Consider the following 17,359-nt stretch of genomic DNA (forward strand, 5'->3'; position numbering starts at 1 on the left):
AGGAACAGCACCGTACACGAGAAAATGAGGTGCGCTCGCTATTGGGGGAGATTCTCTCAGTTCCGCTCGCGTCGCGGACCGCTGCCCGCCCGAGCGTCCGTCCCCTGTCTCCCCTCTTCGGCGAGGACGACGTCGAGCACCCGCTCCGCGTAGGTGGTCCAGTCGGTGATCGACGTCGCCGCGGCGCGCGCCGAGTCCGCGATCGCCAGCCGGGTCGCCCGATCGAGCGGCTGCACCCGGCCGAGCACGTCTCGGAGCCCCCGGACGTCTCCCGCGGGCAGGACCGTGCTGTGCAGCGGGTCGAGAAGGGCGGAGGCGCCGTTGGCGTCGGTCGTGATGACCGGGAGCCCGGAGGCCGCGGCTTCGGCGACGACCAGGGAGCAGGCGTCCTCCAGCGTCGGGAGGACGAAGGCGTCGGCGGCCCGGAACTCCCGCGCGAGCTCCTCCGCGGAGAGCGGGCCGGTGACGATCACGTTCGGCGGGGCACCGCGCAGGAGGCGCCGATCGAAGACCCCGCCGGCCAGGACGAGGTCGACCGGCAGCCCTCGAACGGCGTCCAGGAGCTGGGGGATCCCTTTGCGATGCGAGAGGTGGGCCGCGCAGACGAGTCGTCGCCGCTCGGGGTCCCGATCGACGGACGGTCCGTCCGGGGTGAAGCCCGTCAGGCTCACGCCGTAGGGGATCTGCACGATCTTCGCGCGATCGACGCCGTACCGGGCCATCTGCTCCGAGACGAGCGCCGAGGGGGTGAGGACGATGTCGGCGAGCCTGAGCTCCTTCTCGATCCGGCGCACGAGTCGCCCGGGGTAGCGCTCGTCCCAGGTCCGGCGGCGGGAGAAGTGCCGGAGGAGCTCGCCGTTGTGCGCTCGCGGATGCGCGTCGACGGCGTGGAGGACCCGCCGGGCGTCGGGGTGGGCGCGGAAGAGCGCGAGGCAGGCGCCCGGGAAGCCCAGCACGACCGCGCCCTCGGGGAGCTCGACAGCCGCCGCCGCCCGGTCGAAGAGGACCTTGGAGAGGTAGGACGCCCGCAGCGCGAGACCGGGACAGGGCAGCCGGAGACCCGCGCGGAGCACCATCTCGGCCAGATGCGACACCCGCTCGACCCGGTGGGGACGGGAGGCGGCGTAGCCGTCCCGGAGGACGCGCATCCGCCGCCCGAAGGTCGTGCGGGCTGCAGCGGACGGGAGGGGGAGCGACGCGGCGAGAGCGACCAGCCTCGTCCGCGGGAGGATCTCCGCGGCCAGAGCCCCGCGGGACGCGGCGCCGGCGATCAGGGCCCTGGCCGCCCCCTCGGAGTACGGGCTCGCGACGACGAGTGCACGTCTCGGCCGCGTCATCGCAGCATCGCCCGGAGCTCCTCGCCGATGCGGCGCACGAACTCGGTCCGCGAGAACGCCGCCTTGGAGTGCTCGTGCGCGGCCCTGCCGAACGACTCGACGGCAGCCCGATCCAGCCCCTCGAGGACCGCGACCCACTCCTCCACCGCGCCGGGAGCGAGAGTGCGTCCGGTCACTCCGTCCAGCACGATCTCGGGGAGCCCGCCGGAGCGGCTGACGAGGGCTGCTCGTCCGGCTGCGGCGGCCTCCAGGGCGATCGTCGGCAGGGGATCCGGCGACGTGCTCGGCACGACGACGACGTGAGCCGCGTCGAGCACTCGCCGCACGTCCTCGCACTCGCCGCGCACCTCGACGGACTCGCCGTTCCGCATGCCCGCCACGATGCCGGGGACGTCCACTCCGGTCCCGCAGACCGGAGGCCCGCCGAGGACGATCAGCCGCACGTCCCGGCGCTCGAGGCGACTCCACACCCGGAGGAAGTGCTCGTGGCCCTTCCACGCGTTCCACCGGCTCGCCAGGACGAAGACGAGTTCGTCTCCCTGCGGGAGCGGGACCGGCGGCGCGCTCTCGAATCCGTTGTGGACGACGGTCGACCGTCTCCGGTTCGAGGCGGTCAGCGTGTCCGCGACCGCTCGGCTCACGACGACGAGGCGGTCCGCCGAGCGGAACAGCAGGCAGAGGACCCACCGCTCGATCCCTCGACTGTGCTCGTGCAGATGCAGGAGGGTCGGTGCACCGAGGAGGCGGGCGACGGGCAGCACGAGCGCGAGCGCGGCGGTGTTCACGTAGACGAGCGCCGGACCGAGCTCGCGGATCGCCCGGCCGGTCGCCCTGATCCGCCGCAGGAAGGAGAGCAGGTGGCGCGGGCGGAGGTAGGCGCGCCGGAGCACGGGCAGCGGCATGCGGCGCACGGTGACACCGCGTTCCTCGAGCAGGCGGGTGAGGGGGCGAGCGGGGTAGTCCAGGTCGTCCGGGAGCCAGACCTCGGCCGTCACGTCCTCGGGGACCGCTCGCAGCGCCTCGAGGAGGACCCGATCGGCGCCGTAGGTCTCGTCGGAGGGATGGAGGAACAGGATCGTCCGCGGGCAGGACGCCGCGGCCGGAAGGCGGGGACGGCGTCGCCGGCCGGCGGACCCGCTCACCGGCTCACCAGCGGGCGGCGGTGGGCGCGCGGATGTGGCGACCGTGCCGAGGCGCCGTCCACCAGCCCTGCGAGGGTCTCCTCGTAGGCGGTGCAGACGGCGTTCCAGGTGTAGTGCTCGCGGGCGCGCTCGCGGGCCGCGTCGCTCGCGGCGCACTGCTCGTCGGGGGAGAGGAGCATCCGCCGGACCGCCGCGGCGATCGACGGGGCGTCCGGTGCGACGAACACGCCGCCCTCCCCGAGCACCTCCCGGTTGTAGACGGTGTCGCGAGCGACCGTCGGAGCGCCGCAGGCCATGGCCTGGACCAGCGCGGGGTTGGTGCCGCCGACGCTGTGACCGTGGAAGTAGGCGCCGGCGTGCTGCCAGAGCGAGAAGAGCCGGGCGTCGTCGCGGAGGTGACCGAGGTGGTGGATGCGCTCGTGGGACGCCGCCAGACGAGCCGCCCGCTGATCCAGCGCGCCGCCGCAGCCGGTGGAGCCGACGATGACGACGTCGTGGGTGCGCGCGATCGCGGGAGCGGCGGCGAAGAACTCCTCGACGGTGTTCTCGGGAACGAACCGCGAGACGAGGAGGGCGTACGACCGGTGCCGGAGCCCGGGCTCGACGGGCAGGGCCGGCGGGACGTCGCCGCCGTACGGCAGGAAGACGCCGTCGCGCTGGAAGTCGGCGCCCCAGCGCCGGGCGATCTCGTGCGAGTCGAAGGCGAGCTCGGTGGCGTGCGCCGCGGTCATCCGCGCGCCCCTCCGGAAGACGGATCGCGCGAGAGGCCCCCACTTCTCCCGCTCCCACTCCATGCCGTCCACGTTGACGAGGGTGGGGATGCCGGCTCGCTCGAGCAGCGGGAGGAAGAGGCCGTTCGCGGCGTTCATGACGAGTGCGACGTCGGGGGCGCGTCGCACCGCGTCGCGGGTCGCGCTCAGCCCGTGACTCAGCGTGCTCAGCGACCGGGAGTCCCAGCCGGAGGTGACCACGGTGCGGACGCGCGGGTCCCGTCCCTCGGCGTCGTCGACGGTCGCTCCTGGGCGCCCGTAGACGGTGACGTCCCAGCCCGCGTCGACGAGGTGGGGGGCGAGCCGGCGGACCGCAGTCTCGAAGCCGCCGTAGTAGCTGGGGTAGCCGCGCGTGCCGAGGACGGCGAGGGATCTTGGCATGGCGGGGACGCTATTCGCGCGGGACCGAGCGTCGACCCGGAGGGACGTGTTCGTCGGGGGACTGGCGCGCAGCACCGCTCGGACCGCGTCAGACGCGCCGGAATCGGCGCAGGTGGCGCAGGATGCACGTCATCGTCGACCGGCGGCGCAGACCGACGTAGGTGCTCGGCGACACGGCGATGAGGGCGAGTGCGCCCGCGACGGCGAGGTGCCCGTCGCGGGCGGTGCGGAGGACGTCGCTCGCTCGGACGTCGGCCGAGACTTCCCGCTCGATCGTGCGGCCGACGTCGCCGGCGGAGGGGTGCTCGGCGACGTGGTGCAGCGCCGACAGGTGGGCGACCCGCGCCGTGTAGGAGCTGACCGAGGGGTGCGCGGCGAGTCGGGGGAAGTCCGCCTCGAGCAGGCGCACGGCGTGACGGACGTTCCTCGAGAGGTCCAGGAGGTCGACCCGCAGGCCGTCGGTGATCGCGCCGGGGCGGACGGAGTAGACGTAGAGCTCGCGATCGACGAAGGAGACCGTGCGCGCACGCGCGAGCAGGACGGCCATCAGCGCCGTGTCCTCGTAGGAGCGGGAGCCGGGGAAGCGGAGGCCGTCGTAGAGCTCGCGTCGGACGAGCTTGTTCCAGAGGAAGGCCCAGAGCCGGAACTCGAAGAGCTCGACCGCGGCGTCGCATCCCGTCCAGAGGCGGTCCCCGGTGTACGGCATCGCACCGACGGCGAGCCGCTCGCCCGACTCGCCGACGGCGACGAGATTGGTGACGACGACGTCCACCTCACCGGACATCGCGTCGACCATCGCGGCGAGCATGTCCCGATGGACGTGGTCGTCGGAGTCGACGAACCAGACGGCGTCTCCGGAGGCGCGCTCGAGGATCGTGTTCCGCACCTCGGCGAGCCCGAGATTCGACTCGTGCGTCACCACCAGCACCGAGAACGACGAAGGCGCGTCCGCGATCGACGCGCGGACCTTCACCATCGAGTCGTCGGGGCTCGCGTCGTCCACGATGATCACCTCCACCGCGCATCCGGTCGGCAGCGCGAGCGCCCACAGCGAGGAGAGGCAGCACTCGACGTACGCGGAGACCCCGTGGACCGGGACGCCGATCGTGACCGAGCGGGGACGCGCCGTGCTCGGGCGGGTCATCGGTGCCCGTTCGAGGCGCTCGCCCCGCCGATCGCCCGGCCGTCGCCCTCGAGCAGCTGCTGGGCGGCCGCGAGCAGGTCCGGTGCCACCGCGTCCGCGGTGAAGGCGTGGATCCCGCGCGCAGCGCGATCGATGAGGCGCTGCCTGAGCTCCGGCTCGTCGAGCAGTCGTCCGATCGCCTCGCTGAGCGCCGAGCGGTCGTCCCGAGGCACCATCAGCGCATCCACGCCGTCCTCGCAGAAGTCGTCGAAGCCGCTGCCGGTGGTGGCGACGAGCGGGGTTCCCACCGCCTTGACCTCGAGCGCCGCGTTCCCGAAGCCCTCCCAGCGCGAGGGACAGGTCACCACGGTGGCGGCCCTGATCGCGGCGAACACCTCGTCACCACCGACGTGGCCGAGGAACGTGAACCTGTCGCGGTGCTCGTCGGCGACCGTGCCGAGGAGCTCGGCCTCCGTCGGCTCGAGGAAGCAGAAGGCTCCCGCGAAGACGAAGGAGACGTCCGGACGGGTCCGGGCCAGTGCCTCGAAGGCGTGCATCGCGGTCTCGACGCCCTTGCGCCGCTCGATGCGGCTGAGGAAGAGCACCACGGGACCCGGGCCCGGCGGCCAGCCGTCCGGGAGGTCGCCGGACCGCGCACTCTGCTGCACCATCGGAACGTCGATGCAGTTGCGGACGACGATCGAGGGCGGAAGCTCGGGGATCCGCGTCGAGTACCAGTCCCGGACCGCGCGGGAGATCGGGACGAGTCCGCGCGACCGTCTCATCTGGCGGGTCTCGAGGCGTTTCTGGAGCCCGATCAGGAGGCGCGTGCGGAGGGGGCGCCCTCTCGCCGACCCGCCCGCGATCCAGTCCGCGATGCGGTAGCCGGACGCGAGGTTCGTCACGAGCGGGGCGTGCCGCGGGAGCAGCGCGCCCAGGCCCTCCCACTCGGCGAGGAAGATCGCGTCGTAGCGGGTGCGGCGGACGAGCGCGCGCAGGTGGAGCGCCCGCTGCAGGAGCCGGCCGATGGCGGGCCGACGGCGCAGACGGACGTACTCGAGGATCCGCACGCCCTCGGGATCGAAGCCGTCGAGAGGCGGGTCGCAGCAGAGGACGACGAGGTCGACCTCGACGCCCGCCCTCACCAGTGCCGGCAGCAGCGAGGCGAAGCCGCGCCCGATTCCGCCGGTGTAGGGCGTCAGCCCCGCGTACTCCGTGGTGGCGACCAGCCAGCGCCGCGTCGATGTCATCAGCACTCCTCGGTGTCCGCCGGGGGCGGGATGTCCAGCGGCTCGCGGGACGCTACCAAGACGCTCGCCGGCACTGCGGCGTGCGGCGCGGACTCCGGGGCTCTTGGCGCGGCGCGGCCGGAACGACCCGGCTTGTCGCCGGTCCGGCTGCTCCGGCGCGCCCGTCCTGCGCCGCTGGCGCCGTGAGGGTCCGTGCTCCGTGCGGAGCGCTCGCCGGGGCGGACGCGGCGCGGAGGGACGGGTGGGAGTGCGCGCGGCGGTGCCGGTTCCGACCGGGCCTCCGCGATGGTCAGCAGGAGGGCGAGCGCCGGGATGATCAGAGAGGCCGGCGCCGACTCGAGGAGGTTGAAGGCCGACGCCGCCACCAGGTAGGCGACCAGCATCGCGGGACCGGCCACGGCACCCCGGGCGATCGAGCAGATCAGGACGATCAGGAGGTGGGCCAGCAGGAGCGTCGTGCCGATGAGCCCGTAGCTGAAGACCGTTTGCCACAGGCTGCTCTCGAGGACGTAGTTCCCCCCGCCGTTCTGCGCGAAGACGACGCCCGACAGTCCTCCGCCGGAGCCGAAGACGCCCGACTCCGTCGGCAGCACCTTCAGACCGATCCGGAGGACCAGGTCGCGGACGTCCGCGGACCGGGCGCCCTCCTCCGTCTCGGAGCGGGGGTCGAGGGCCTGCGCACCCACGGTCGACACGATCACGAGGAGAGGGGCGAACGCGAGGATCAGTCGGACGAGCCGGTTGCCCGTGAGGCGGACGACGGTCACGCCGCCCGCCACCAGGACGCCGACCGCGATCGCGATCACGGCGCTGCGTGATCCGGAGAGCAGCACGCCTGCGCAGCAGGCCGCGAAGCCGAGGAGGGCACCCGGCCGTCTGCCCTTGAGGAACAGCCCGAACGCGAGGGACCCGACCGAGGCGAAGAAGGTGCCGTTCACCAGGGGGTGCCCGAGCGTCGTCAGGATCCGGTACACGCTCCACTTCTGCGTGAGCGGGAACGGAGCGGAGGCGAAGATCTCGGCGTACAGGTTCGACCGCGTCGTGAACTCGACCGTCCCGACGATCGCGAGGACGACCGACACGAGGAGGAGGGCGGTGGTCAGCGGCCGGAAGACCGAGGGGTCGCTCATCCACAGTGGAAGGGCGATCAGCGCGATGACGACGACGACCGTCCAGGAGGCGATCGTCTCGATCTGCCCCTGCGGCCGGAGGACGGGGATCACCAGTGCGTAGACCGTGAACGCGATCGGCGCCACCAGCCGGGTCCTGCGGAGCCAGGGCGGTGGTGGAGCTCCGGTGGCGATCGCCAGGAGTGCCGCGAAGACGATGATCGGACTGAGGATCGGGAACGGCGCGGGCAGTGCCAGGTAGTCGAACGGGACGACCGCGTAGAGGGCGAGGACGAGCGTCAGGGCGGCGGCCGGCGGGAGCAGGCGGGCGACGATCAGCACGCAGGCCGCCGCGGCGGCGAGCGCCGGGATCCGGAGCTCGCCGGTGACGACGGCGACCACCGCGGCGCCGAGCAGGAGGACCGCGAGGGCGGGAAGCCAGACGGCGTTCGAGCGCTGCGCGGGCGCTCTGCCCGGGCGCGGGGACTCCGGCTGACCGGGCGGTGGCGGCAGTCGTCGTGGAGACCGCGCGAGCGAACGCCGGTGCGAGCCGGTGGGAGGTGGTGTCATGGCGGGTCGCCTCAGAGGTCGGGGGTGGGGGCAGGGGTGGTCAGCTGTAGGGGAGGAGCGCCGCGCAGAAGCCTGCGGCGCCGATGAGCAGGCCGGCCGAGAGGCAGCCGTAGACGCGCAGGACGTCGGCGCGGCCGATGTCCTGCGCGACGTGCGGCAGGCGACCGGCGAGGGCGACGGCGTCGCGGAGGACGGCGGCGCACGCGCCCGCGAGCAGATCGGCGGCGACGGCGAATCCGGCTCCGACGCTGAGAGCGACGCCGATCCAGTGCCACGGCACGAGCACGCTCGCGCGGCCCTGCACGATCAGGAACGAGGAGGCGCACCACATGCAGGCGATCGGCGCGGAGGAGATGGAGAGGATCGGCACGATCAGCAGGGCGGGATGCCAGGAGGAGTCGAGGACGCGGCCGAGGACGAGGAGATCCAGGGCGACCATCGTCGCCTGGACGACCAGGGCGCCGACCGCTGCCTGCATCATCACGGAGCGGAGCACGGCGCGCCGCTCCTCGTCCGTCCGGGAGGTGGCCACCCGGGCGCGGAGGACGTTGGTGAGTCCGAGGACGACGGCGTCCGAGACGGCGCGCGCGATCTGACTCGCGATCGAGTAGAGACCGAGCGTCGTGGCTCCACCGAGAGCGGAGAGGACGATCCGCTCGGACTGGCCCTGCAACCAGCCGAAGACGTTGCTCTGCAGGGTGGGGATCACGTAGTCCCTGAGTATCGGCCGACGTGGCAGGTCGGGAGTCGGCAGCGTCCCCCGTCTCGAGAGCAGGAGGAGGAGCATCCCCTCGGTCACCCCGGTCTGGAGGGATCCGGCCGCGATGCCGAGGACGGGAGCGAGTGGGACGCAGACGACGATCGAGGCGATGCTGCCGAGGGCCTGGCCCCGCGCGATCGAGGCCCAGCGACCGTGGTACTGCGCCCTGGTCAGTGCGGGCAGGATCGCTCCGTGGAGCGCCGCGACGGCGACGAACGGCAGGAGGGCGGCGGCCTGCGCGGCGGACGCCGCCGACAGGGCCCAGAGCACACCGATCGCGACCGCCATCGCCGTCGCCCCGCCGACGGAGACGACGGCCGCGGCGCGCCGGAGCCGGCGCGCGCCTCCCTCCCTCCGCCACATCGCGACGCCGAGCGGGCGCACCGTGTTCTCGCCGATCTCCTGCAGGAGGGAGAGCACGAGGAACGCCATCGCGTAGACGCCTGCTTCCGCGGGTGACACGTGGACGGCGACGACGAGGCCGACGACCGCGCTCGTGCCGCGGGAGACGAGCCGTTCGAGGGCGGCGTTCGAGGAGTTCCGCGCTGTCGGAGAGCGCAGCAGTGCGGCGACGCGGTGGATCATCGAGCTCCGGGGCGGCGAACCCGGCACTCCGGCGCGCAGCAGGACGTCCGGTCCATCGAGGGAGCCTCCCGATCGGGGATCACGACGGCAGGCGAGCCGCCGGGACACGGTAGGACGCCCCCGTTCCTCCTCGCCTCGCGTGGCGCGTCCCGGGGCGCGGATCGCCTGCTTCCGTGCAGCGGGCCCCGTCTCGGTGCGGTCCCTCGGCACAGGAGCCGTCCGCCGGAGCGGTGCGCGCCCTCCGGGTGGTCACCACCGGTGGTCCCGTATCATTGCGGCGTTATGTCACGCATCTACGACTGCTCCGTCGACACGGACCTCCTGACCGGCACCCGTCTCGCGCGCACCGCGATCGGCCGGGGCGAGCTCGTCGTCCTGCCGACCGACACGGTCTACGGGATCGCGGCCAACGCGTTCGACGCCGCGGCGGTGCAGCGCCTGCTCGACGCGAAGGGGCGCACCCGGCAGTCGCCGCCGCCCGTGCTGATCGGCGACGTGGCCGCGCTCGACGCCCTCGCGGAGAACGTGCCCGAGGCCGTCCGCGAGCTGGCGAAGGCCTTCTGGCCGGGTGGGCTCACGATCGTGCTGCACGCGCAGCCCTCCCTCGTCTGGGACCTGGGCGAGACCCGGGGCACGGTCGCCCTCCGGATGCCCGACAACCCGGTCACCCTCGAGCTCCTCGCCGAGACGGGGCCGCTCGCGGTCTCCTCGGCCAACCGCACCGGCCGCCCGTCCGCCACCACCGCCCAGGAGGCGCTCGACCAGCTCGGCGACTCCGTCGACGTCTACCTCGACGCGGGCACCGCCGGCAGCCGCTACAGCGACCGGCCGGTCGGTGCGAGCGAGTCCTCCACCATCGTCGACGCGACCGCGCTCAGCTTCGAGGGCGGCACCCTGCGCATCCTCCGCCAGGGCGTCGTCTCGGCCGGGCGCATCCGCGAGGTCGTCGGCGACCTCCTCCTCGACGGCGTCGCCACGTCCGAGGAGCCCGAGGCCCCCGCGCCGGTCGCGTCCTACGACGCCTCCACCGAGCTCAGCGACCCGACCGTCGAGGACGACGAGCCCGTCGCCGCCGAGGAGCAGCCCGCTCCCACGGCGCGACCGGACTGGGCGTCGCGCGCTCAGGTGCAGGACGAGCCGGCGGCGAGCGGCACCGCGCGCCCCGACTCCACCCCGGGTGAGTAGCCGATGATCACCTTCGTCCTGGTCTCGCTCGCGGTCGCGGTCGTGACCTGCGGGCTGTCGTGGGTCATCTGGAAGCTGAGCCTGCGGTACCGGCTCTACCCGGCGATCCGGGTGCGCGACATGCACACCCGGCCGACCCCGCGCCTGGGCGGCATCGCCATGTTCCTCGGGATCCTCGTCGGCTTCGGCATCGCCTCGCAGCTGCCCTACTTCAGGCTGGTGTTCGCCAATCCCGAGCCGATCCTCGCGATCCTCGGCGCGAGCCTCCTGATCGTCCTGATCGGCGTCGCCGACGACATCTGGGACCTCGACTGGACGACGAAGCTCGCCGGGCAGATGATCGCCGCGGGGCTGATCGCCTGGAAGGGCGTGCAGATCGTCTCGCTGCCGATCGGCGGCCTCACCGTCGGCTCGCCCTGGATGTCGCTGATCATCACCGTGCTGGCGATCGTGCTGGTGACCAACGCGCTGAACTTCATCGACGGCCTCGACGGCCTCGTCGCCGGCGTCGCGCTGATCGCCAACGGCGTGTTCTTCCTCTACAGCTACCTGCTGGTGCAGCAGACGTCGCCGACCGACTACTTCAACCTCGCCTCGCTGATCGCGGTCGTCCTCGTCGGCGCCTGCGCGGGCTTCCTGCCGATCAACTGGCGCCCGGCGAAGATGTTCATGGGCGATGGGGGAGCGCTGCTCGTCGGCATGCTGATGGCGACGTCGGCCATCGCCGTCACCGGCCAGATCGACCCCTCGCAGCTCGCGGCGAAGGAGCTGCTGCCCGCGTTCATCCCGATCATCCTGCCTTTCGCGATCCTGGTCGTCCCGCTGATGGACTTCGGCCTCGCGGTGATCCGGCGGCTGCGCGCGGGCAAGTCGCCGTTCAGCGCCGACCGCAAGCACCTGCACCACCGGCTGCTCGATATGGGGCACTCGCACCTGCACGCCGTGCTGATCTTCTACGCCTGGACGGCCGTCGTCGCCTTCAGCTGCCTGCTGATGTTCGTCGTCGACGTGCTCTGGGTGCCGCTCGCCTTCCTCGCGATCGGACTGCTCGCCTGCACCGTCGTCACGCTCCTCCCGCTCAGCCGCCGCAAGCGGCTCGAGGCGGCGGCGCAGTCGGCGGAGGCGTCCCCCGTCCTCGACCCCCTCGACCGCGCGTCCGAGACGGACACGAGCCGTTCGCCGATCGGCCTGCCGCTCGGTCGCGACACGACAGCGCCGCACCAGGCGCGGAAAGAAGCATCATGACCGGAGCCTCCCCGGCCGCCCCCCGCCCCCAGCCCGCCTCGGTGCCCGTCCTCATGCGCACGCTCGCCGTCGGCGGCGTCTTCGTCCTCGCTCTCGCCGTCGTCGGCGCGGTCGTCGGATTCCTCGCCGCCGGCGGGGAGGGCGCCGTCGGCGCCCTGATCGGCGCCGTCGTCGGCGGGGTCATGGTGGCGCTCACCGCCGCCAGCATCCTCGTCGCCAACCGGATGGACATCGGCGGCTTCTTCGCCGTGGTGCTCGGCACCTGGCTCGCGAAGTTCGTCCTCTTCGTGATCGCGGCCCTCGTGCTGCGCGACCAGCCGTGGCTGAACAGCACCGCGATGTTCGTCACGATCATCGCGGCGGTCCTCGGCTCGCTCGTCATCGACGTGCTCGTCGTCTCGCGCTCGCGCATGGCGAACGTCAGCGACATCGCCCGATGAGCGCGCCCCGAGTGGCGTCTGAGAGGATCACGATTCGGCTCTCAGGCCGTTCTGTTGCTACAGTAGGGTCCAATCCCCGCAGGCGACGTGTGCCCGTCCTCAGGTCGTCTCATCGTTGATGTCGACCGCCGAGTGCGAACGCCGTCCGAGCGGAATACCCCACCTTTCGTCGTCGCGAGAGCGTTGCGTCCGAACGATTCACGTCGTTCGTCTGCCACGTGCCACGCCCCGAATTCCAGGAGCTAGCGCTGTTTGCTAACGCTGTGACCCTGTTGGTCTCGTCCTCGACCGGTGAGAGTGACTTCCACACCCCGTCGATCTCCGAGTTCTTCCCGCCCGGTTTCCTCTTCGAGGGAACCCCTTTCGAGATCAACCGCGTCATGCTGGTCCGCTTCATCGCGGTCATCGCCCTGATGCTGTTCTTCTACCTCGGGACGCGCAAGATGCGCATCGTCCCGGGCCGCTTCCAGAGCGTCGTGGAGATGGCCTTCGACTTCGTCCGCGTGACGATCGCGAAGGACATCCTCGGCGAGAAGGACGCGCGCCGCTTCCTGCCGATCCTGGTGACGATCTTCTTCGCGATCATCGCGATGAACCTCACCGGCATCGTCCCGTTCCTGAACATCGCGGGAACGTCGGTCGTGGGCATGCCCCTCTTCCTCGGGCTGGTCGCGTACGTCACCTTCATCTACGCCGGCATCAAGGACCGGGGGATGGGCTTCTTCAAGAACGCCCTCTTCCCGCCCGGAGCCCCGTTCCTGATCTACTTCATCCTCACGCCCATCGAGCTGCTGCAGACGTTCATCATCCGTCCGCTCTCGCTCGCGCTGCGGCTCGTGATGAACATGATCGTCGGGCACCTCCTCCTGGTGCTGTGCTTCTCGGCCACGCAGTTCTTCCTCTTCAGCTCGCAGATCGACCCGGGCTTCAAGCTCTTCGGTGTCGTGACCTTCGCCTTCGGCGGCGCCTTCACGCTCTTCGAGCTGCTGGTCGCGGTGCTGCAGGCCTACATCTTCACTCTCCTCGCAGCGGTCTACATCCAGTTGGCCGTCGCCGAGGAGCACTGACCCCACTACTCACGGGCTCCCGCCCGTTCACACGATCACCCCACTGAAAGGACCCACTCGTGGACTCAGTCACCGTTCTCGCCGAACTCACCGGCAACATCGCGACGGTCGGTTACGGCCTCGCAGCGATCGGCCCCGGCATCGGTGTCGGCATCGTCGCGGGCAAGACCGTCGAGGCCATGGCGCGCCAGCCCGAGATGGCCGGCCGCCTCCAGACCACGATGTTCCTCGGCATCGCGTTCACCGAGGTGCTCGCGCTCATCGGTCTCGCCACCTACTTCATCTTCGCGGCGTAGTCGTGTTCAGCACCGCTGTGAACATCGCTGCGGAAGAAGGTGACGTCCCCGCGGTCATTCTGATCCCGGAGTTCTACGACTTCTTCTGGTCGGGGGTGATCTTCCTCATCCTGCTGTTCTTCTTCTGGAGGCTGGTCCTGCCGCGCATCCAGACGATGCTCGACGCGCGCTCCGCCGCGATCGAGGGGAACATCGCGAAGGCCGACGAGGCCCAGCGACAGGCTGAGATCGCACTCGAGAAGTACACCGCTCAGCTGGCCGAGGCCCGCGCCGAGGCCGGAGTGATCCGCGAGAAGGCGAACGCCGACGGCAACGCGATCGTGGCGGCGAAGAAGGAGCAGGCGCAGGTCGAGGCCGAGCGCATCCTCCAGAACGCGCACGCCCAGATCGAGGCGGACCGCCAGTCGGCCGTCGTCGCTCTGCGCTCCGAAGTCGGAACCCTCGCCATCGATCTCGCCTCCGGCGTCATCGGCGAGAGCCTCAACGACGACGCGAAGGCGTCCGCGATCGTGGACCGCTTCCTCGCCGACCTCGAGGCCTCGGAGAAGGCGAACAGCTGATGGGCAGCGCGTCCAGGCAGGCACTCGCGTCGGCGAAGGCGGAGCTCTCCGCCCTCGGCGGCCAGGCGTCCCTCGACACGGCCCAGCAGCTCTTCGAAGCGGCCCGGGTCATCGACGGGCAGGCGCAGCTGCGCACGGTCCTCTCCGACCCGAGCACGGACGCGGGCAGCCGCCAGGCTCTCGTCGCCCGGGTGTTCGCGCCCTTCGGCGAGCCGGCCAAGCGCCTGCTCACCGTCGTCGTGGGCCACCGCTGGTCGAGCCCGAGCGATCTGATCGCCGGGATCGAGGAGGTCGGGGTCCGTGCGATCGCGTCCGCCACCCCGGAGGGCGTCTCGCTCGAGACCGAGCTGCAGACCTTCGGCGCCGTCGTGGCGTCGGACGCGCAGCTCGAGCTCGCGCTCGGCAGCAAGCTCGCCGCGGCGGACTCGAAGGTCGCGCTCGTGCAGCGCCTCCTCGAGGGCAAGGCCGCCGCGGAGACCCTCGCCATCCTCCGCCAGCTGATCGCGCACCCGCGCGGTCGCCGCATCCCCGAGCTCGTCCGCTTCGCAGCGGGCGTCGTCGCGGACCAGGGCGGCTTCACCATCGCCACGGTCTCGGTCGCGGCTCCGCTGCACCCCGAGCAGCTCGACCGGCTCCGCTCGGCGCTCACGCGCCAGTACGGCCGCCCGGTCTCCGTCAACGTCCTGGTCGACCCCGCCCTCCTGGGCGGCATGCGACTGCACGTGGGCGACGAGGTCATCGACGGCTCCGTCTCGGCGCGGCTGTCCGACCTGAAGCTCCAGCTCGCGTCCTGACGGACGCACGTATCCTCAGGGAGCGGCTCGCGCCGCCTCCGACCTCCGCACCACCCAGGTCAGGCCCCGACGACCGCTTCGGCTCGCACGGACCCAACGAATAGGAATTCCCATGGCAGATATCACCATCAGCCCGGATGAGATCCGCGACGCGCTGAAGGACTTCGTCTCGTCGTACGAGCCGGGCAAGGCGTCCACCACCGAGGTCGGCTACGTCATCGACGCCGCCGACGGCATCGCCCACGTCGAGGGACTCCCCGGCGTCATGGCGAACGAGCTGATCCGCTTCTCCAACGGCGTGCTGGGCCTCGCCCAGAACCTCGACGAGAACGAGATCGGCGTCGTCGTCCTCGGCGAGTTCTCCGGCATCGAGGAGGGCATGGAGGTCACCCGCACCGGCGAGGTCCTCTCCGTCCCCGTCGGCGACGGCTACCTCGGCCGCGTCGTCGACCCGCTCGGCAACCCGATCGACGGACTCGGCGACATCGCCTCCGAGGGCCGCCGCGCCCTCGAGCTCCAGGCCCCGGGCGTCATGTCGCGCAAGTCGGTCCACGAGCCGCTGCAGACCGGCATCAAGGCCATCGACGCGATGATCCCCGTCGGCCGCGGACAGCGCCAGCTCATCATCGGCGACCGCCAGACCGGCAAGACGGCCATCGCGATCGACACGATCATCAACCAGAAGGCCAACTGGGAGTCCGGCGACACGAACAAGCAGGTCCGCTGCATCTACGTCGCCATCGGCCAGAAGGGCTCGACCATCGCCTCGGTGAAGGGCGCGCTCGAGGACGCCGGAGCGATGGAGTACACGACGATCGTCGCGTCCCCCGCCTCGGACCCCGCCGGCTTCAAGTACCTCGCCCCCTACACAGGCTCGGCCATCGGCCAGCACTGGATGTACGGCGGCAAGCACGTCCTGATCATCTTCGACGACCTGTCGAAGCAGGCCGAGGCCTACCGCGCCGTGTCGCTCCTCCTGCGCCGCCCGCCGGGACGCGAGGCGTACCCCGGCGACGTCTTCTACCTGCACTCCCGCCTGCTGGAGCGCTGCGCGAAGCTGTCCGACGAGCTCGGCGCCGGCTCGATGACGGGCCTCCCGATCATCGAGACCAAGGCGAACGACGTCTCGGCGTACATCCCGACCAACGTGATCTCGATCACCGACGGCCAGATCTTCCTCCAGTCCGACCTCTTCAACGCCAACCAGCGTCCGGCGGTCGACGTGGGCATCTCGGTGTCGCGAGTCGGCGGTGACGCCCAGGTCAAGTCGATCAAGAAGGTCTCCGGAACGCTGAAGCTCGAGCTGGCGCAGTACCGCTCGCTCGAGGCCTTCGCGATGTTCGCCTCGGACCTCGACGCCGCCTCGCGTCGTCAGCTCGCCCGCGGCGCCCGCCTCACCGAGCTGCTCAAGCAGCCGCAGTACTCGCCGTACCCCGTCGAGGAGCAGGTCGTCTCGATCTGGGCCGGAACGAACGGCAAGCTTGACGAGGTGCCCGTCCCCGACGTGCTGCGCTTCGAGCGCGAGCTGCTCGACTACCTGGGCCGCAACACGCAGGTCCTCTCCACGCTGCGCGACACCAACGTGCTCTCCGACGACACCGTCGCCGAGCTGCACCGTGCCGTCGACGGCTTCAAGCTCGAGTTCCAGACCGGTGAGGGCAAGCCGCTCGCCTCGGTCGGGCGCGAGGAGCACAAGGCGATCTCGGCCGACGAGGTCGGCCAGGAGAAGATCGTCAAGGGCCGTCGCTAACAGCGGCCCCCTGACGATTCAGAGAAGGACTACAGGAGACACATGGGAGCGCAACTCCGGGTCTACCGGTCGAAGATCCGCTCGGCCCAGACGACCAAGAAGATCACCCGCGCCATGGAGCTGATCTCGGCCTCGCGCATCCAGAAGGCGCAGAACCGCGTCGCCGCCGCGGCGCCGTACTCGAACGCCATCACGCGCGCCGTGTCGGCCGTCGCAACCTACTCGAACGTCGAGCACCCGCTCACGACCGAGCGCGAGAAGCTCGATACGGCCGCGATCGTGATCTTCACCTCCGACCGCGGCCTCGCCGGCGCGTTCTCCTCGAGCGTGCTCAAGGAGGCGGAGGAGCTGGCCTCGCTGCTGCGCAGCGAGGGCAAGGAGGTCGTCTTCTACCTGGTCGGCCGCAAGGCGAACGCGTACTTCTCGTTCCGCCGGCGCCCGAGCGTCCGCATCTGGACGGGCGGCACCGACCAGCCGGTGTTCGAGACGGCGAAGGAGATCGCCGACGCTGTCGTCGACTCCTACAACCTCGACGACGAAGAGGGCGGAGTGGACGAGATCCACCTCGTGTACAACCGCTTCGTCAGCATGGTCACCCAGCAGCCGACCGTCGTCCGGCTCCTGCCGCTCGAGGTCGTCGAGGGCGCCGAGGATCAGAACACCGATCTGTACCCGCTCTACGAGTTCGAGCCCGACCCCGAGACGGTCCTCGACCGCCTCCTGCCGGTCTACGTCGAGAGCCGCATCTTCAACGCGATGCTGCAGTCGGCGGCGTCCGAGCACGCGGCGCGCCAGAAGGCGATGAAGTCGGCGAGCGACAACGCCGACACGCTCATCAAGACGTACACCCGGCTCGCCAACAACGCGCGCCAGACCGAGATCACGCAGCAGATCGCCGAGATCGTCGGCGGCGCCGACGCCCTGTCGTCCTCGAAGTAGACGGCGCACCTCCCCGACACGAAGCCTCCGCCCTCCGGGTGCGGTGAGACCACAGA

16 protein-coding genes are annotated in these 17,359 nt (G+C 71.3%); 9 read left to right on the forward strand and 7 right to left on the reverse strand.

All coding sequences use genetic code 11. From position 1 onward, the window contains the following. Positions 1 to 56: 56 nt before the first annotated feature. The 7 genes from EDF36_RS04120 to EDF36_RS04150 all read right to left on the reverse strand — a co-directional run bounded on the left by EDF36_RS04120 (position 57) and on the right by EDF36_RS04150 (position 9,027). Positions 57 to 1,337 carry a glycosyltransferase family 4 protein gene (locus EDF36_RS04120; protein WP_123732028.1) on the reverse strand — a complete coding sequence of 427 codons (1,281 nt, stop codon included), beginning with the start codon at positions 1,335 to 1,337 and terminating at the stop codon, positions 57 to 59. After that, positions 1,334 to 2,479, reverse strand: a complete 1,146-nt coding sequence (locus EDF36_RS04125) for a glycosyltransferase family 4 protein (protein WP_123732029.1) — start codon at positions 2,477 to 2,479, stop codon at positions 1,334 to 1,336. The genes EDF36_RS04120 and EDF36_RS04125 overlap by 4 nt, the downstream gene beginning before the upstream one ends. Further along, complete coding sequence (locus EDF36_RS04130; RefSeq protein ID WP_123732030.1) at positions 2,476 to 3,630, reverse strand: glycosyltransferase; 1,155 nt, start codon at positions 3,628 to 3,630, stop codon at positions 2,476 to 2,478. The genes EDF36_RS04125 and EDF36_RS04130 overlap by 4 nt, the downstream gene beginning before the upstream one ends. A gap of 88 nt (positions 3,631 to 3,718) precedes the next feature. Next, a complete protein-coding gene (locus EDF36_RS04135) occupies positions 3,719 to 4,774 on the reverse strand; it encodes a glycosyltransferase family 2 protein (protein ID WP_123732031.1) in 1,056 nt (351 codons plus the stop codon). Further along, the gene (locus EDF36_RS04140) at positions 4,771 to 6,003 is read right to left on the reverse strand and encodes a glycosyltransferase family 4 protein (RefSeq protein ID WP_123732032.1); all 1,233 of its coding nucleotides are present in this window, start codon (positions 6,001 to 6,003) and stop codon (positions 4,771 to 4,773) included. Before EDF36_RS04140 ends, EDF36_RS04135 begins: the two co-directional genes overlap by 4 nt. Beyond that, entirely contained in the window at positions 6,003 to 7,682 is a 1,680-nt protein-coding gene (locus tag EDF36_RS04145; RefSeq protein WP_148059968.1) for an O-antigen ligase, read from the reverse strand. Before EDF36_RS04145 ends, EDF36_RS04140 begins: the two co-directional genes overlap by 1 nt. 40 nt (positions 7,683 to 7,722) lie before the next feature. Then, the gene (locus EDF36_RS04150) at positions 7,723 to 9,027 is read right to left on the reverse strand and encodes an oligosaccharide flippase family protein (protein WP_123732034.1); all 1,305 of its coding nucleotides are present in this window, start codon (positions 9,025 to 9,027) and stop codon (positions 7,723 to 7,725) included. Between the two features lie 282 nt (positions 9,028 to 9,309). On the opposite strand from EDF36_RS04150, the gene EDF36_RS04155 reads away from it, so the two are divergent. From EDF36_RS04155 to EDF36_RS04195, 9 genes are all read left to right on the forward strand, one after another. After that, positions 9,310 to 10,212 (forward strand): L-threonylcarbamoyladenylate synthase, encoded by a 903-nt coding sequence (locus EDF36_RS04155; protein ID WP_123732035.1) that lies wholly within the window; start codon positions 9,310 to 9,312, stop codon positions 10,210 to 10,212. Between the two features lie 3 nt (positions 10,213 to 10,215). After that, positions 10,216 to 11,457 (forward strand): MraY family glycosyltransferase, encoded by a 1,242-nt coding sequence (locus EDF36_RS04160; RefSeq protein ID WP_123702899.1) that lies wholly within the window; start codon positions 10,216 to 10,218, stop codon positions 11,455 to 11,457. Next, on the forward strand, positions 11,454 to 11,897 hold the full coding sequence (locus EDF36_RS21135; protein ID WP_185020363.1) for a hypothetical protein: 444 nt from the start codon (positions 11,454 to 11,456) through the stop codon (positions 11,895 to 11,897). The genes EDF36_RS04160 and EDF36_RS21135 overlap by 4 nt, the downstream gene beginning before the upstream one ends. 263 nt (positions 11,898 to 12,160) lie before the next feature. Then, entirely contained in the window at positions 12,161 to 12,964 is an 804-nt protein-coding gene (atpB, locus tag EDF36_RS04170; RefSeq protein WP_123445503.1) for a F0F1 ATP synthase subunit A, read from the forward strand. Between the two features lie 59 nt (positions 12,965 to 13,023). Beyond that, complete coding sequence (locus EDF36_RS04175; protein WP_055794702.1) at positions 13,024 to 13,260, forward strand: ATP synthase F0 subunit C; 237 nt, start codon at positions 13,024 to 13,026, stop codon at positions 13,258 to 13,260. 2 nt (positions 13,261 to 13,262) lie between these two features. Then, on the forward strand, positions 13,263 to 13,820 hold the full coding sequence (locus EDF36_RS04180) for a F0F1 ATP synthase subunit B (protein WP_243582674.1): 558 nt from the start codon (positions 13,263 to 13,265) through the stop codon (positions 13,818 to 13,820). Beyond that, on the forward strand, positions 13,820 to 14,614 hold the full coding sequence (locus EDF36_RS04185) for a F0F1 ATP synthase subunit delta (RefSeq protein ID WP_123732036.1): 795 nt from the start codon (positions 13,820 to 13,822) through the stop codon (positions 14,612 to 14,614). Before EDF36_RS04180 ends, EDF36_RS04185 begins: the two co-directional genes overlap by 1 nt. Before the next feature lie 112 nt (positions 14,615 to 14,726). Then, a complete protein-coding gene (gene atpA, locus EDF36_RS04190; protein WP_123702905.1) occupies positions 14,727 to 16,364 on the forward strand; it encodes a F0F1 ATP synthase subunit alpha in 1,638 nt (545 codons plus the stop codon). A gap of 42 nt (positions 16,365 to 16,406) precedes the next feature. Continuing rightward, entirely contained in the window at positions 16,407 to 17,303 is an 897-nt protein-coding gene (locus tag EDF36_RS04195; protein WP_123445506.1) for a F0F1 ATP synthase subunit gamma, read from the forward strand. Positions 17,304 to 17,359: the final 56 nt, after the last annotated feature.

It is taken from the genome of Rathayibacter sp. PhB152 (assembly GCF_003751395.1).
In the GTDB taxonomy this organism is placed as follows: domain Bacteria; phylum Actinomycetota; class Actinomycetes; order Actinomycetales; family Microbacteriaceae; genus Rathayibacter; species Rathayibacter festucae.